We start from the raw sequence: 15,699 nt of genomic DNA, 5'->3' as shown, positions 1-15,699 counted from the left end.
TATTAAACTATGTATGTAATAGACCAGAAAACAAATAGGGTTAAAAAACTTGATTCTCAAAAATTCAAAGAAGCTAATTTTGAAGAAAGAAAAAATCTTCAAGAATGGATAGCAAATGAGCCTAACATTTTTAATGAAGAGCTTCTAATAATTCAAAAAGAGTTTGACGGCTTTGATAATACTCAGGAAAGATTAGACCTCCTTGCACTTGACAAAGATGGGAATTTAGTTTTAATAGAAAACAAATTGGATGATACAGGAAGGGACGTTACTTGGCAAGCGTTAAAATATGCATCTTACTGTTCTACTTTAAAGAACGACCAAGTAAAAGACGTTTTTCAGAAATATCTTGGTTCAGAAAAAAATGCAGAAGAATTAATTTCTAATTTTTTAAATAAAAAATCATTCGATGAAGTTGACTTAAATAATGAGCAACGCATTATTTTAGTTTCAGGCAGTTACAGAAAAGAAGTCACTTCAACCGTTTTATGGCTAAGAAATAAATATTTGCTGAATATAAAGTGTTTCGAAGTTTCTTTATCTAATTTAAATGGACAATACATTTTAGATATTGAGCAAATTATTCCAGCTAAAAAAGAAGTTGACGATTATATGATTTCTATTTCTGATAAAAACAGAGAGGAAATTACTGTAAAAGCAAGAACAGCAAAAAATTTAGAGTTTTGGACAACTTTTATTGCATCAAGTAATAAAACGAATAACTTATATGAATCAATTAGCCCAAGCAAAGATTCCTGGATTGCTAAAAGCCTTGGCTCTAGTATTCAACTATGTTTGGTTATTTCAAAAACATTTGCAAGGACTGAGATTTATTTAAATAAATCGAAACAAGAAAATAAGAAAGTTTTTGATCAGCTGCTTTTACAAAAAACTGAAATTGAAAAATTGCTAGGAGTAGAATTGTTTTGGGATAGAATTGACAACAAAAATGCTAGCAGAATAAGTTTCCAATTAGAAAATGTTAATATTGAAAATAAAGATGATTGGGATAAAATGATACTTTTTTTCATAGAGTATTCAGTAAAATTTGAACAGTGTTTCAAGCCTTTTTTAGAAAAAATTAAAACTTTGAAATAATATCTTTAGATGAAATTCGGATTCCGCATACCGTCAATCACCAAACGAATTGCAGCTCGTACTTCGGTAAAGCGCATCATTCGCCACAACCTAGGTTTTAAAGCACCTAGAGGTATGGGCTGGATAACCGACCCTAAGAAAGCTTTGTATAATAAAGTGTATAACAAAACCAGTAGAGGCTGTTTGGTCAGTTTGGTGTTTTTATTAAGCATGCCAGTGGCTTTGGCATATGTCGTATGGAAAATATGTATTTCATGAAGCTGCGTTACCTTGTAATAGCCTTCCTGTTCATTCTGCTGGCGGCTTGTGGCAATAACAATGATTCAGGTACAGGTAAAAAGTCAGTGTATGTTAGTCCTTCCATTGATTACAAAGGTCATTTTCATAAAGGTCATGTACGTATGCCTGTGAGCACCAATAAAAATGCAATAAAAAATCAGAATCGTTCCAGGTATTATTACCACACCAGGGGTAAATACAGACGTAAAAAGTAATTAAGTATTTTTTTGCACCACTCGTTGAATGTACCGTATAAATTCTTTTGAGCCTACCACTTGCACTTCCTCTAAAAAGCCCATTACAAAACGACCTGGCGCTTTATAGCTCTGCACCTTTGCTTTGAAATAATACTTGCCTGTATCAGGTATTTGCTTAATAAATGCAGCACTCATTGGATATTCTTCTTTAAATACCAGGTAAGCTCTCATGGTCATTTGTAATTCAATTTCTTTATTCATGTTCTTGCCCTGGAACCCAAAAATATCAGGCTTGTGGAATTCATGCTGGGCTTCATGCTTCATAGGAGTTTCTAATACTTCAACACTAGCCATACGTTCAATGTTGAAATACTTATTGAGCCTTGTTTTGATTTCAAAGGCAGAAACGGCATCGTAATTATCGGTAAAGCATGTAGGCTCTACTAAACGGTCGGAAACACTTTGACTGTTAGCCGAACTGTACCCTTTTATTAAAAGCTGTTTTCCTTCTATAATTGCCACTGAAATTTGCTCTACAATTTTTGCCAGGTGCGCTTTGAACAAACTATCGGCTCCCAATTGTATTTCGCTGGATTGCTGTACTTTTTGCAAAACACTTTGTGCCAATTGGTTTTTCTTTCCAGTAGATAAAATAAGTTTTTTAAGGTAGTCCGCTTCTTGTGGTGTAAATGGGATAAGGTCAATATCCGATGTAGATGCAATAAATATTTTGTTGTTACTATCTTTCTCAATGTTGAAGCCTAAGTCTTTCAACAAATCCAGGTAACGATATACTGTTCTTTCCGAAGTATCTAGGAATGTTTCGATACTTCGCACCGTTTTCGCTGGTCTTGCCTTTAGGTAATTTATCAGCTGAAATAGCCTGTATATTCTATTCTGATTAAACATGTTGATAATTATTTTGACAAATAAAGTCAAATGATTTAAGCTATCCAAACGATTGACCTCAATTGGCAAAAACATTGAGTTCTTTTGCTGCAATTTAAAACCAACAGTTATGTCTAATAAAATTATTGTTACCACAGGAGACCTAAAAAATGATTACGAAATTTTAGGCCCAGTTTACTTTTCAGTTTCTAATAAAGGACTATTTGGTAGTCAGTTAGGAACACTAATAAAAAAATATAAAGGTGAAATTGAAAACCTTAAAAAAGAATCACTTTTATCAAAAGAACGTATCGATTGGGGCGCTTTATGGGGTGAATTTTCAGCAGGTCAAAATGATTTTGACAAAGCTTTTTTTATAGCAGTGCAAGAGTTGAAATCAAGAGCTTCAATATTACAAGCCGATGCCATTGTCTCTATGAGACAAGACATAGATTTAGATACAAATGGCTTTCAACATTTCTATCTTCAAATGTATGGCACTGCGGTAAAATTCAAATAAGCGATATTAAATATCCATACTTCCACCAGCATTAAACCTGCCTGTGGAAGTGGCTTTCCCTTTGTCAACTTGTACAATAACATCTACTTCATGGGCGTGTTCATTCACGCCTTTGAATTTTCCTTCCTTGGTCGTGTGGTAAATAAAAATGAATGAAGTGTTGGGATGCAATTTTCTAATTTGGTCAATATCGTTTACATCCATACCAGCTTTAGAAACACTGTCGATAAATACAAAATCAAAATCAGAGATATTTTCAGGCACACGGTCGGTTATGTATAAATTGGAGTGATGCGCTTTTAAGCGTTCTATCTTTTCTTTTAGGGTGTAACCAAAGCCCTCTTCTACTGCGCAAAATAACACTTTACCATGGTGAGCTGCCAGGTAATTGGCAAAGTCCAAACACATGGTTGATTTTCCACTTTTAGGCAATCCATAAACCATGGCTGTAAATCCCACACTTGGATCACCAATCAGTTCTTTGTATTTCCCTTTAAGCCCAATGGTTTGAAAGTCCATGGCAAGTAATTCGCCTGAACTCACAATCATTCCATTGTCGTCATCATATCCGTTTAAACTTTTTTTTTGAAATAGGTCTTCTCCTAAAATACCCATGAGCCCATTAAGCTGTGTTTTATTAATGGTAAGCATTGCAGGATTGCCGTCAATATAATTTTTAAGTGTTCCAAACGCTTCATTGAGCTTATTGGCGTACTTATCCGACTTAGTTATTTTGCCTTGTTCTACGGCTTTTTTGATGCGGTTGAATAAGCGTTCTGCTTTATCTTTTACATCACGCTTTCCATTCAGCGCTACATAGGCTTTAAGTAAAGCAACAGATAACATTCCTTCCTGGCTATGCGCAATTTGCAAATAGCGTTTCAGGTTTTTGCTGTCTATTTTAATTTCTGCCATGTCGCCCATTTTTTCATAGCAACCAATTAGTTGGTTTTGCATCAGCTCGATTTCCTTGGCATAAGGAGAATCTTTTTTAATTCTACGCTCCAGGATTGCTTTTTGTAAACTATGAATCAAGGTTAAAATTTGCGCTTGAGATTTCACTTTGCCGTGCATGGTTGCGTAGCGTTTGATAAACTGCACATCGGTATCAATGTGTTCCACATCTTCACTATCGTATTCCTCTTTTTCTGCTGCTGCTTTTTTCTCAGGTGCTTTCTTAGGAGCTGGCGCAGGCTTTGCTGGTGATGCAGTTTTCGGTTCTGCCTTTACCACTTTTGCAGGCATTGATTTTTGCGTTGGTGCACTTGGATTTTTATCCAGGTAATCGGATAATTTCTGAAAATAAGCATCTACAACACGTTTGATGTTTTCATTAGAGTTATAGGCAGCCCAGTTGTTTTGAGATGCGCCTTCAACGAGTTTATTACCTTTAGAAAGGGCTTCGGGTAATAATTCCCAGTCGATGCTTTGTGATTTTTGGAAGTAGTTATTTGTATTGAGCATGGTTTAAAAATTTATAAGTTCAAGTTCTATTTCCAATGCCAGGGCTTCTAATTCAAGCTCACTGATTGTGGAAGTTTCTGTTGGATTCGAGGGGGTCAAATTGGTACGGAATTCTAGCAAATAGTTCAAGCGGTCAAATTCAGTAGCTCTGCTTTGTGCACTTCTACCTTCTACCTGGAGTGCTGATTTTTTCGCTTGTATTTCTACTTTGAGCTCTGCCCATTTGGGTGAATCCTGTTCACCTTTATAGAGTTCTGCTTGCGCCATTATGTTTTGCTTGTCCGCTTCATATTGCGCTGTTACAGGAGTTAAATCACTGTTGAGTGAATAACCCTTGGGCTTTAAAATAGTACGTTCTGTTTTTCGCACCTTACTCACGTATTCTTTAAAATAGCTGAAATAGTAGCGGTTTGAAAAATAGATTCCCAGTAGCGGATAAGAACTTTCAATTTTTCGTCCCAATGAAATAATATCCTTGTCTTGTTGTTCGCTGGAATTAAGCACTAAATCAATTTCTTCTTTTAGCTCCTTTGCTTTTTTGGATTGCTTGTTAATCACTTCACCATCCTCGCTCACCTTTGGTGTTTCTGACAAAAAGGTAGATGCCAATAGTGAGGTATTAAAAGTTCGTACCGCTTCCAGTGATTTTTCACGGTAGAGTTTATAGTCCACAATATCACGCTGCACTTCTTTAATGGCAGCAATTGCCAAGGTGATTTTCTTATAGTCTCGATTAAGTTGTTCTTTGGCTTGGTCAAAAAACATTTTCACTAATCGGTCAACATCGGTAATGAGTGCCAGTTTAATTTCTTCGGGATCCATGCTTTCTAAATCGAGCACGTTTCCACGGTCGCCTCTAAACCAAATATCATTGATACGTGAGGTTTTTTCTTCCAGCTTTTGAAATACAAATACGTCCATACTATCCTGCACCAGTGGCATTACAATTCGCACATACTGAAACTGATTTCCTTGTCGCCATATCCTACCTTCGAGCTGGCGAATATCTGTTGGGTTCCATTCAGGATAACAGTTATAAATAACCGTTCCTCTTTTTTGTAAATCAATCCCTTCTCGAATGGTTGCAGTTCCAATAATGATTTTTACCACACCGTCCAGGAATGCTTCTTTTATGGTTTCTTTTCTAGTGTCGTTGATTTCAGAGGATATGATTTCTACTTCATCCACTTTTACTTTATCGTACATCACGCCACGCTGATAGCCAACTTCTTTTTCTAGGTATTCTTTAATCAGCGGAAAAAACATTTTGCCACGGTTCATGTAAATCACCTGGCCGCTGGCTGTTTCTTCATGCTCTTCATGCCAGGACTTTACCGATTTGATACAGTCCATTACATAGGCAATCTTTGGACTTTGTTCTACAAAATCCTTATAATCTTCGGGAGTTCCATTTAACAAGTATGGTGAAAGCGCATTGTCTAAACTATAAGCCAGTGCACGAAATAAATTACCCATATCGAGCTTGCCCTGGGTAGAACTTTTTGCCATGGCTACAATACCATTTTGATTCTCCCTTTGCTTTGGGGTCATGTTGATATAGGTAAGCACTTGCTTGTCCTGTGGCAATCGCTCTTTGGCATTTTCAAAACTATACAGTAGGGGCAGGTTGATTTTTTTAGGACGAACCACGCCAGCTTCCTCTCCTGTTTTGTATAAAATGTGGTTGTAAATAAGCTTCTGTAAAATCCTACGGTTGGTAAAGCTTTTAATTACTTCCTTTTCTACAATTTCCTCTTTGTAATTTGCAGCCCATTCTACGGTTGGCAGTACAAACAAATCAAAAAAGGTATCGAGGTTTACAATGCCGTTATCTCGAAGCGAATCATACGCAACAAGGGAAAGCATCGAATAAATTTCTAGTGGTGAATTGGAAAACGGTGTAGCGGTAAGCAGCATCGTATTTCTGCCATACTTGCGCTGAATAAAACTAAGAATCAAAAATGCTTTTTGTCCAGTTTCCGAAGTTGCCGATTGAATGTTGTATCTCTTGTTACCGTCATCATCACTCTTTACAGATGAAAATACATTTTTACATCGGTGCGCTTCATCTATCACCGCATAATCAAACCCAAGCACATCAATATCGGCAATGGAATTTTTCAATCCCACACCAATCATCTCTCTGAATTTTTGGTATTCAATTTCTTTATCTCGGCTTGATTTTTCTTTGCTCTGACCCAATATATTTACTAGCTCGGTAAACAGCTCATCCGAAACAGATTCACCAAAGCCCAGGCGTTTAAAGCCTTCGTAAGTTACCATAGTAATGGAGCGTTCAGGCACAGCAGCACTAAGGTTTATCTTATCTACAATATCAGTTCCCAGGTTATACCAATCGTTTACAGTAATGCCTGTATGTGATAATACACCTGAAACAAACTCACCAGTTTTTTTATCGGTAAAGCCAATGATTTCATTCATCCACTTTTTGTAAGTAGGCTTTGGAACCACTACAATTGGTCGTTTACATTTTCCTGAATACAGGTTATGTGCCAGGTTCACAATGGCGGTCATGGTTTTACCCACACCCACATCAAAGGCATTAATGCCCGAACCCATGGCTTCCATAAATGCCACACCTTCTCGTTGTATGTCGGTGATTTGTAGAATACCCGACTTGAACCGAGCGGAACATTCAAAGCCAATAGGCACTTTGGAATAGTTTATATCCGACTGCCCATTGTACATTCTGTTCCAGGCATAGTTGAGTTTATGTTGGTCGTCAAAGGCAAGCACTTCATGCAAGAATTTAGAGAATAGCTTTTCTCCTTCAATACGAGCATTGGCTTTGAGTTCAGCCTTTTCTTCCTTGGAAAGTTTATCGTCTCTTAGTTGCCTGTTGGCTAGGTAATAATCTGCAATGTCAATAGCCGAGCTTTTTTCAAAGTCGGTATCAGCGTTTAAGGTAAACAGCCATTTTACAAATACATGTTGCAGTGTAAATTTCGCTTCACCATCAAAACGGATATTTATTTTTTCACGGTCTTTTTTGCGCTCAACTTTTCCGTTTACTTTTTTAAGTTCTTCGGCATTTTCTAAATCCATGTATTCTTCTCGAACACTGGTTACATAAAACAAAATTGGATCCACAGCAAAATCAGAAATAGCCGTAATAATCGGACGTTCTTTTTCATCGGGATTCTCTACCGTTAATAGTTCAGGCTTTGCTTTGTCAATAGCTTGCTTATGCAAATCCCAAATACCTTGACCAAAATGTTTTTCAATATCATCTTTGTCTTTTTCCAATTGTACCAATCGGTCGTACATGTTACCGTAGGTGTAAATTGGAAACGGCATGAGCTCGCCTGCATGGTAAAACAATGCGCCAGCTTTTACCAGGTCAAATAATTGTTCCTCCAATACTTTGCCTGTACCTTTTAGGTAATAGGTTTGCCAGCCACTCATGGGAACGCCCATTCTGCGTTTGTACCACACCCAGGCTTTGATTTCAGGTTCGGTGATGCCTTTATTGTATTTAGCCACCACATCTGAAAATGGAATCTTTTTCCCTTCGGTATCGCCCAATCCTTGGAGCTCGCCAGCTTGTTTTAAAATGCGCTCAATGACAGTTGCATTGCCTCTCACTTTAGTAGAGGTATATGGGTTTAATGTACCCAATTCGTGTATGTTGTGTATGCCTGATAAGTAACTCATAGCCTTTTTAATTGTAGTTCGTATTCGAGTGCTAAAGCCTCAATTTCTAAAGCCGAAACATTTGTGTCAGCCACAGGATGCGATTGCATAAAGCGTAAAGCATGGGCATTAGCATCTTTGATTTCTCGGTAATTAATGTTTTCCAGTAAGAAGTCTCCATTTTGAATTTGAAAATTATAATCCACGCCATGCGTAAAGAGCTGAATTAAATAAGTGCCGCATTTATAGTGCACATAAAAATCTTCGTATTCAGGGTCGTGGTAGTCGATATACCAGTCGCCTGGTAAATCCAGTATTAAATTAAAATCACCTAGCGCATGACCTATAGTATTCATTATCCAGGTCTTGTCGCCTTTTATAGTCAGCGGAAATTCACGGCTAGTGGTTATTTCTTGTTCGCCACACACTTTTTCAGGATGCCGTTCAAACCAAGTATTGAAAGTGCACAGCTCGGTAAAGCTTAAAGGCTCGCTGGAATAATCTTTTTGTTTGGCATATATTTCAACCAATCCCTTTTCATCTCTGTCCTTTGGAAACACACCGTTTCGCAGCAGTGCCACATGAAAGTCCTTTGCATCAGACTTTGATAGCACATCACGAATCATGTCAATTCGGGCACGGAGATATATAGGGCTCGTAATATCCATTACACCATTTCAAGTTCAGTTTCTAATAAGGGAATCACAGCGGCAGGAACCATTTGGTCGTGCAGCACTTTGTTTATAACCATTTGTTCAACTTGCTCATATCCTTTGGGTGATTGCATCATCTCAAAAAGATTAGGCGCATTGGCATTGGTCACTTTCTTTAATTGTCGTAAAATTTCTTCACGTAGTTTTTGTTCGAGCTTACTATCAGCACCAGCCATACCACTAAGCGAGCGTTCGCCACGTTCGGCAAAAGAAAAATATCCTTCTCTTGTTACGATTACATGGTCGAGTAATGCTATATCAAAAAGTTTTAAAGCTTCTTTGATTCGTCTAGTCATTACACGGTCTGCTTCCGAAGGTTGTAAGTTTCCACTAGGATGATTGTGCGAAATGATAACTGCTTTTGCCAATGTCTTTAATGCAACAGCCGCCACAATTTCAGTATCTACCATTGTGGCATTTATCGTTCCTGTGGAATGGTGGTAATACCCAATAATTTTATTGGCTTGGTTTAGATACAAAGCAATAAAGTGTTCTTGCACTTCAATGCCTTTTAGGATGCGCTCCCGAATAAAATTAGTAACATCACCTGTGCTGGAAACTTGTCCAAAAAAATAAGCCTCTTTGTTAAAAGTGACTTCTATTTCACGGACTTTAAATTCTGCATCCAGTTCATCAATTTGGCTTTCTAAATCCTGGTATGTGGATTTATCAAATACCATTTGTGGTTGTATATGGGCTTGATTGTATTTCATAATTATTTGCGTTTAAAAACGATAATGTCTGTGGGTACTTTTGAAAACTTAAATACAGGCGGTAGTCGATACGCATCGAGTATGTCTGCAATTTTTTCTAGTTCCAGCTTTTCACTTTGGTAGGTAATTCCGTTTCTAAGAAAATTACTTCCTGTCAAATACACCATTAGTCCTCCAGGCTTTAGAAGTTGTAAGCCTTGGTACATAAAAAACAATTCTATTTGGTGCATCTTTGGCTTAGTGAAATAACTGCTGTATTTATTTTTATACTTACCATAGGGAGGGTTTCCAATCACAAGCGAGAAAGGATAACCCTCGGCCCACGTAAGTTTCTGCTTAAGTCTCGCGGTAAAGCGAGGCTCTTGCAGAAATGCCGTTTCAAAATAACCTTCGTATATTTTTGCTTCAGGGTACAATATTTCTGTAATGCGCCTAGAAGTTGAATTAATTTCAAATGCGTAACATTTGGATTTATTGGGAGCGTCTTTTAATAATTTGCCTGTTCCCACGCTAGGTTCAAGCACCGTTCCTGTTCCTTTAAATCCATATCGGTAAGCTAGTTTCCACATCAACTCACAGATATAATCAGGAGTAAAAAATTCATAGAGTACGCCTTCACCAGTAGCTCCTTTTGAGCCCTGTCCTCCTGAACCTTCGTATTGAGCAATAAACTGTTTATCCTTTTCAGAATAATCCTGTTTTGCTTTATCCTTTTTTTGGATCAGCTGTTCTATTTCTTTATTTAGTTCAAACTGATTCATTACACCAATGCTTGTGTTTCTAGTAATCCATTTTTACCTAATATTTTTATCACATAGGAATACGCTTCCGTACTTTTTCCTTTTACCTGGTCTAGCACTTGTTCTACATTGCCTGCCGCTGGTTTAAAGAAATAGCCCCTTGCATAGCGAAGTAGTGCTTTGTCTAATCTTAAACCGCCCACTTCGTGATGTTGGTCTATTAAAATGCCCAGGTACATAGCGCCCATTAAAATGTTGAATTCAGCGTTGAGCATATCTGCCTGTGTTACTGAATTGCCTGTATAATTATTCTCCCTAGTTTTATGTGATAGGAAAGATTGATTTAGCGGCCCATTGATTCTGTTGCCTAAATATTTTTTTATCACTGCAATTTCTCCAGGTGTTAATCTGCCTGCTTTTTTCTCCAGGTATATTACATCGTTTGCCGTTTGTGGCTTTAATTGCATTAGTCCTGCTGCACCTACATAACTCACCACACTTGGATTTCCTGCACTCTCCGTAAATATGATTGATAAAATAAGCGCACCAGGAACATTGGTTAATGTTTCGGCTTGCTTGATTTCTTTATAATATTTTTTAGCAATCTGCGCCAGCTTTTCTTTGTTTTGAGGCAAAGCAATATTGGAGTAAAATACTCGAGGTGTCATTGGTATTGGTACAGATAGTGCTGCCATTTTTATGCTTTATAGAAAGTGATGGTACGTTCACGTTTTTGCACAGGCGTAATGGCTGGATTGCTATCGTCCACATCTTGTTTGCCTTTTTTAGAATAGGCTAAAAGTACTGCCAGTGCTGCTGCACCAATTAATATTTTATTCATCGTTTTTGTATTTGTATCACTTGCGCATATTTGATATTGGCATTCGGATTACTCACACTTACTCTTTGTTCGAGCTTACGTGGCGAAAAAATCCAAAGCCAAGGTTTTACTCTTTGCCCTTTGTAAACAACCTGAACCAGCGTATCGGTGTTTTGAATTTGCACATGTTGTGTATCTCCAATTGCCTGACCTTTGATTGTGTACCACTGGTCTTTATAACTAAACACTCTTACATGCACCGTATCATGAATCACACTATCTCTCAGTGTTGTTACAATTTGTTTTTGAGATTCAATAACGGTAGTACTTAACTGCTGCACCCTAGAAGGGTTTATCCCCAAGTCTTGTATGCTTTTACTTTGTTTTGGAAAGAGTGTTTGCAGCTCCTTTAAACGAAGCTCTAGCACACCACTTTGCGCAGCAAGCGTACCGTTTTGAATCCGTATGTATTTTAAATCAGCACCCAGGGTTTCCATATTGGACACCAGGCGTTGATTGTCTTTTTTTAAATTTTTATTGCTTGTCCAAAGCATCAATATTGCGAATATGATTGCGATGACCAGCAGTATGTTTTGAACTTTTTTGTTGTTTAGAAACGCTAGTATATTCATCTTTTGAGGGTCTAGTGGTTTGCGACCATATATAGGCCGTTAATATTGTCATGATGCCTGCAATACTTGCTGTGGCAACAGTTTCCATCTTTGCTAATAAGGATAGTAATGTTACCAGCGCTAAAAATGCAGCTGTTATAAGCGTTAGTTTCAATCGGGTTTGTGTGTTCATTTTTTATTTATGTTTAAGTACAGTTAGTATATTCATCTAATAGTTGTTTTTGGTATCGGCATCTGTTTCGTGTGCATTTGGTAAAACGGTAATCTTTGCAGACACAATCTTTTCTCATTTTGGTATGTTTCCAACAAGTACAATAGTTTAACTGACAATTTTTGCAGCAAGTATTGTTGACTGGATTTATCACCACCACACTAACAGCGGAGCTTATGCGATACACTTCGCTCCCCATTATTATTTCATCATTTATCTTATCTCCTAAAAATTCGAGCAGGTCTTTTATGCCGAAGTTTTTTGTTTCCCCAGTTCGCAATTGCGTTAGTGTAAACTCCATGCTCTACTATTTTAACCAGTTTTTATAAATGTACCTGCCTGCTAAAAACAGTAAGGCCGCAGCTCCTAAGCTGAATCCTCCTCTGACAAGAAGACTTTTTTTTTGGCGATGTCCAATATGTTTTCATAAATGGAAATAATCCCTTTCATGTAAGCATTTCGGTCGTCACCGTTTTGTTCCGATATGTACGGACTATGTGCAATCTTATCAGCATAGGCTTTGTAGTCATTTGCCGAGGCATGTGCTGCCTTGTAGTTACTAGCAATCAACCGAGCAAAATCATAAAAGCTATCCTGCGCACTGGTATAGGTTCTGAATTTTAATTTGTATTGGTTCTGTGCTTGGTACACGCCACCTTTCCAAAATTCATTAGGCTTTCCTGCGGCTGTGATGCCAAAGAAATTATTGTGTTTGGAAGAAAGCGAAGACGTTCCCCAAGCACTCTCGTAAGCACCCTGTGATAGAATTACCAACGGATCCATTTTGAATCGTTCACCTGCTTTTTTAGCCAGTGGGTAATTATTGATAACGTAGTTTTCTGTTTTTGTACTCATGGTTATTGTTGTAAAATGATGTAACGACCATCAACCCAACGAAGCGTATTGTCAACGGTTTTGAATTGCATGAATTGATTTTCTCCTGTATCCATGGACATAATAAGTTGCCCGAGCACCATATTTGGTTGGGCATAATTTATAGTTACCATGCGGTCGTTTAATACAGGCGTAAGCACTTTGGTTAATAGCCTTGGCATAGGAAGGCCTTTAAGGGTGAAATAGTCCGTTGGCTTCATCCACCCCACAAGGCTCATCGTTGCTGGATATGCATCAAACATGTTTTTGTAATACGGAAATATATCAACGTAGTTTATTGAGCTCGATACCCAATAACTAACACGTTGTTTGTTTTTTGGTTTGAGACTAGCTGGTGCTTTTGCTCCATTAATCACATAGGCTACTTCAATAAATTTTACATTGTTTACTTCATCGAATGCCTGTCTGCCTGTGGCATAGCCCAGGAATTCACCTGGCTTCGCAAGGCGAATAATATTTTTGTTGGAGAACATCTCGTAAATGCGACCGTGATTAGTTGCATCAGGCGAGGTTCTTAGATACACATCTTTCTTTGTCACTACCAGTTGATTGGCTTTGGCATATTGAACAGCTGCGGTTCCGCCATTTGAAACATCTTTGTTTTGATTGCCACTGATAATGGTTAAGAATTTCTGATAATCGGAAGTCGATAATTCACTTTGTAAATCATCGAGTAGATTATTTTGATACAAATTTTTATAAGCAGTTCCTACGCTGTCTAGTTTGGTAATAGTTTTAGCAGTGTCTAAAATGTTATTGGTATTGGTTGTATCAAAGCTCATCATCCAACTTATCCCTGAAGGGTTCATAGCCGAGCGTAAAGCCATTGCTTGTCTTACTTCGGGACTGTCATCGGCTTTTGTTTGCGTGTCTTTTTTATTGATACCGTCAATGATTTTTTTACCCAAACGGTAGGTTATGTAAATACCACCAAGCACGAGAATACCGTTCACAATCTTTGACTGATTGCTTTGCACCACCTGAATTATTTTTTCTTTTGTACCTGGCATAGCTCTAGTTTTTACAACATGCTTTTTATTTTTAGTTTCACCAGTGGCAATTCTAATTTTTTAGAAATAACCACTAATTCCTGTGCCTTAAAATTGTCGGCAATGGATTGCAAAGCTTTTTGTACATGCCTTGCTTCCTGGTCACTAACGACCTTTACTTGAATTAATACATCTTGATGTGCCATGTCTATTGCGGATTGTTAGGGGTTGTTGAATTCGTTGTTGGTTGCGTAATAAAGTGAAGGATGCGCTGCAAATTGCCTCTGTCTTTTTCAATTTCAGTCAGTAGCAAATACATAGTTCCTAGCTCTTGATTGGTCATGGTATTGCAAAACGCACTTATCATTTCCAATATCGTATCACGTTGTCCATCACCTTGGTCTTGCGTGTCGGGCTTTGGTGTTCCAATGCCTTTATCCGTTTCACCATTACCAGCCAAAAAGTTCATGGCTGTTCCAATAGGTGAATTGGTAAAAAACTTTGCTAGTCCAGGTAGCGCCATGCCAATAATGTTGGTATAGTACTCTACTTGCTTTTTAGCATCCAAACTATTTTGCATGTCCTGCATCTGAAACTCCAGCTCTTCGTTTAGGGCTTGCAGTCTAGTTAGTTCGGAGCTCATTCGCTCTAGCTCTTTGCTGCGTTCCATTTCTGAAAACTTGCGTTGTACTAAGTCGTTCACTTCCGCTTCGCCAAGTCCTGCATATCCATTAAACGGCTTTTGAATTTCATCATCTACATCATGCCACTCAAAAGTTTTCGACCATATGAGCAGGTTACTGTCTTGGTCTTTGAATTCTACTTTTACTTTGTCGGGATTTTCAGATTTATCATAGCTGCGTACCAGGGCAGAGAAGTTCTCAACTGCTGCCTGGTCAATACCGTTGAGCTTTTTACCATTGCGATAAAAAACAGCATTGAACACCACATGGTTATGCCCTTGCTTGGGAAAGGTTTTAATCATCTTCTGACTAACCTCTATAACATGATATATTTTTTTCTTACTCACTCCTTGACTATTTGTATGAATTCTAATATTGGATATTCTTGTACTTCATTCGGAATTTCAATGGCAATTAGTCCACTAAATTCTTCCATGGCAACCAGCGATTTTTGGCTGACTGCGATTTCAATACTATTGGTATCTGAAATAATTCGTGTACCGATAGGAAGTGCACTGGCATTGGTAAGTAGTAAATACTCATTGTATGCAGGTACTTCATAATAGCTTACGCCAGGCTTTGTTACAACATTGGTAAACCGTTGTAATTCAATTCCAACTTCACGTTGCTTGAGCTGTTGATGAATAAATACTAATTGGTCATACATAACTGGTCTTGATTTTCTTGTTCAGTTGTGATGGATTGTTCTACTTCATCATCCATTGTGGTTTCATCTTGAAAAATAAATTCCGAGCGAAGCCAAGGATTAACAGGAATGTCTTGCTTGAATACCGATTGAATCTTAGGATCAATTGGTTTGAAATTTTCAGCAACACATCTCAAGTACAGACTAACCGTATAGGGTGAAAATTCTTTTTCCTCCATGGTGTCTATGTAAACGCCTACCAACAATTGTCCTGGTTTTAGTGACACATCAAGTGATTGATAACCGAAAGGTTCCTCTAGTGCATAAATGGCTTGAACACTAACAGGCGCAACAAGTTTTTCATGCTTTAAACTATTGAACGATGCTGTTATCCAGCCGATTTCAGCCATGCAGTGTTCGGCATTAATTCCTTTAACATGCTTCACTAAAAAACCAGTGCAACGTTTTAAATACGTTGGTATCTTATGTTGAAAGTGTACAATTTGCTTTGGGCTCTCAACCTTTAATTGAATGATATTGTAGCGCGTATTTACCATG

General features: G+C 37.8%; 20 protein-coding genes. 2 read left to right on the top strand and 18 right to left on the bottom strand.

Translation table 11 applies throughout. The features are described from left to right. The first annotated feature begins 9 nt into the window (after nt 1-9). Nucleotides 10-1,098, top strand: coding sequence for a DUF4268 domain-containing protein (locus ACFQ0S_RS05960; protein WP_379756409.1), 1,089 nt, complete (start codon nt 10-12; stop codon nt 1,096-1,098). Between the two features lie 5 nt (nt 1,099-1,103). On the opposite strand, the gene ACFQ0S_RS05955 is transcribed toward ACFQ0S_RS05960, so the two are convergent. Both ACFQ0S_RS05955 and ACFQ0S_RS05950 read right to left on the bottom strand, forming a co-directional pair. Next, a complete protein-coding gene (locus tag ACFQ0S_RS05955; RefSeq protein ID WP_379756412.1) occupies nt 1,104-1,265 on the bottom strand; it encodes a hypothetical protein in 162 nt (53 codons plus the stop codon). Between the two features lie 327 nt (nt 1,266-1,592). Beyond that, the gene (locus tag ACFQ0S_RS05950; protein ID WP_379756414.1) at nt 1,593-2,483 is read right to left on the bottom strand and encodes a helix-turn-helix transcriptional regulator; all 891 of its coding nucleotides are present in this window, start codon (nt 2,481-2,483) and stop codon (nt 1,593-1,595) included. A gap of 109 nt (nt 2,484-2,592) precedes the next feature. Here ACFQ0S_RS05950 and ACFQ0S_RS05945 point away from each other — a divergent pair, with 109 nt between their 5' ends. Next, complete coding sequence (locus tag ACFQ0S_RS05945; protein WP_379756417.1) at nt 2,593-2,982, top strand: heavy metal-binding domain-containing protein; 390 nt, start codon at nt 2,593-2,595, stop codon at nt 2,980-2,982. Nucleotides 2,983-2,988: 6 nt separating this feature from the next. On the opposite strand, the gene ACFQ0S_RS05940 is transcribed toward ACFQ0S_RS05945, so the two are convergent. From ACFQ0S_RS05940 to ACFQ0S_RS05865, 16 genes are all read right to left on the bottom strand, one after another. After that, a complete protein-coding gene (locus tag ACFQ0S_RS05940) occupies nt 2,989-4,446 on the bottom strand; it encodes an AAA family ATPase (protein ID WP_379756420.1) in 1,458 nt (485 codons plus the stop codon). Between the two features lie 3 nt (nt 4,447-4,449). Next, nucleotides 4,450-8,121: an SNF2-related protein gene (locus tag ACFQ0S_RS05935; RefSeq protein ID WP_379756423.1), complete on the bottom strand. Its 3,672-nt coding sequence runs from the start codon at nt 8,119-8,121 to the stop codon at nt 4,450-4,452. Then, entirely contained in the window at nt 8,118-8,681 is a 564-nt protein-coding gene (locus tag ACFQ0S_RS05930; RefSeq protein ID WP_379756426.1) for a hypothetical protein, read from the bottom strand. The genes ACFQ0S_RS05935 and ACFQ0S_RS05930 overlap by 4 nt, the downstream gene beginning before the upstream one ends. A gap of 86 nt (nt 8,682-8,767) precedes the next feature. Continuing rightward, complete coding sequence (locus ACFQ0S_RS05925) at nt 8,768-9,526, bottom strand: JAB domain-containing protein (RefSeq protein ID WP_379756429.1); 759 nt, start codon at nt 9,524-9,526, stop codon at nt 8,768-8,770. A gap of 2 nt (nt 9,527-9,528) precedes the next feature. After that, on the bottom strand, nt 9,529-10,287 hold the full coding sequence (locus ACFQ0S_RS05920; RefSeq protein ID WP_379756432.1) for an Eco57I restriction-modification methylase domain-containing protein: 759 nt from the start codon (nt 10,285-10,287) through the stop codon (nt 9,529-9,531). Further along, nucleotides 10,287-10,961 (bottom strand): transglycosylase SLT domain-containing protein, encoded by a 675-nt coding sequence (locus ACFQ0S_RS05915; RefSeq protein ID WP_379756435.1) that lies wholly within the window; start codon nt 10,959-10,961, stop codon nt 10,287-10,289. The genes ACFQ0S_RS05920 and ACFQ0S_RS05915 overlap by 1 nt, the downstream gene beginning before the upstream one ends. Before the next feature lie 2 nt (nt 10,962-10,963). Further along, nucleotides 10,964-11,107 (bottom strand): hypothetical protein, encoded by a 144-nt coding sequence (locus ACFQ0S_RS05910; RefSeq protein ID WP_379756438.1) that lies wholly within the window; start codon nt 11,105-11,107, stop codon nt 10,964-10,966. After that, complete coding sequence (locus ACFQ0S_RS05905; RefSeq protein WP_379756441.1) at nt 11,104-11,640, bottom strand: DUF6549 family protein; 537 nt, start codon at nt 11,638-11,640, stop codon at nt 11,104-11,106. The genes ACFQ0S_RS05910 and ACFQ0S_RS05905 overlap by 4 nt, the downstream gene beginning before the upstream one ends. Continuing rightward, nucleotides 11,621-11,890 (bottom strand): hypothetical protein, encoded by a 270-nt coding sequence (locus ACFQ0S_RS05900; protein WP_379756444.1) that lies wholly within the window; start codon nt 11,888-11,890, stop codon nt 11,621-11,623. Before ACFQ0S_RS05900 ends, ACFQ0S_RS05905 begins: the two co-directional genes overlap by 20 nt. Before the next feature lie 13 nt (nt 11,891-11,903). After that, nucleotides 11,904-12,230, bottom strand: a complete 327-nt coding sequence (locus tag ACFQ0S_RS05895; RefSeq protein ID WP_379756447.1) for a hypothetical protein — start codon at nt 12,228-12,230, stop codon at nt 11,904-11,906. Between the two features lie 65 nt (nt 12,231-12,295). Further along, the gene (locus tag ACFQ0S_RS05890) at nt 12,296-12,784 is read right to left on the bottom strand and encodes a glucosaminidase domain-containing protein (RefSeq protein WP_379756450.1); all 489 of its coding nucleotides are present in this window, start codon (nt 12,782-12,784) and stop codon (nt 12,296-12,298) included. Between the two features lie 2 nt (nt 12,785-12,786). Continuing rightward, nucleotides 12,787-13,650 carry a hypothetical protein gene (locus tag ACFQ0S_RS05885; protein ID WP_379819059.1) on the bottom strand — a complete coding sequence of 288 codons (864 nt, stop codon included), beginning with the start codon at nt 13,648-13,650 and terminating at the stop codon, nt 12,787-12,789. Between the two features lie 194 nt (nt 13,651-13,844). Continuing rightward, nucleotides 13,845-14,018, bottom strand: a complete 174-nt coding sequence (locus ACFQ0S_RS05880) for a hypothetical protein (protein ID WP_379756456.1) — start codon at nt 14,016-14,018, stop codon at nt 13,845-13,847. A gap of 2 nt (nt 14,019-14,020) precedes the next feature. Next, nucleotides 14,021-14,842, bottom strand: coding sequence for a hypothetical protein (locus tag ACFQ0S_RS05875; RefSeq protein ID WP_379756459.1), 822 nt, complete (start codon nt 14,840-14,842; stop codon nt 14,021-14,023). Next, nucleotides 14,839-15,162 carry a hypothetical protein gene (locus ACFQ0S_RS05870; RefSeq protein WP_379756462.1) on the bottom strand — a complete coding sequence of 108 codons (324 nt, stop codon included), beginning with the start codon at nt 15,160-15,162 and terminating at the stop codon, nt 14,839-14,841. Before ACFQ0S_RS05870 ends, ACFQ0S_RS05875 begins: the two co-directional genes overlap by 4 nt. Beyond that, entirely contained in the window at nt 15,147-15,698 is a 552-nt protein-coding gene (locus ACFQ0S_RS05865; RefSeq protein WP_379756465.1) for a hypothetical protein, read from the bottom strand. The genes ACFQ0S_RS05870 and ACFQ0S_RS05865 overlap by 16 nt, the downstream gene beginning before the upstream one ends. Between the last annotated feature and the right edge of the window lies 1 nt (nt 15,699).

Origin of the sequence: Flavobacterium myungsuense, from assembly GCF_042677265.1 — a bacterium.
GTDB lineage: Bacteria > Bacteroidota > Bacteroidia > Flavobacteriales > Flavobacteriaceae > Flavobacterium > Flavobacterium myungsuense.
Note: the sequence above shows the minus strand (reverse complement) of the source record. Positions and strands in the feature narration are given on the sequence as shown.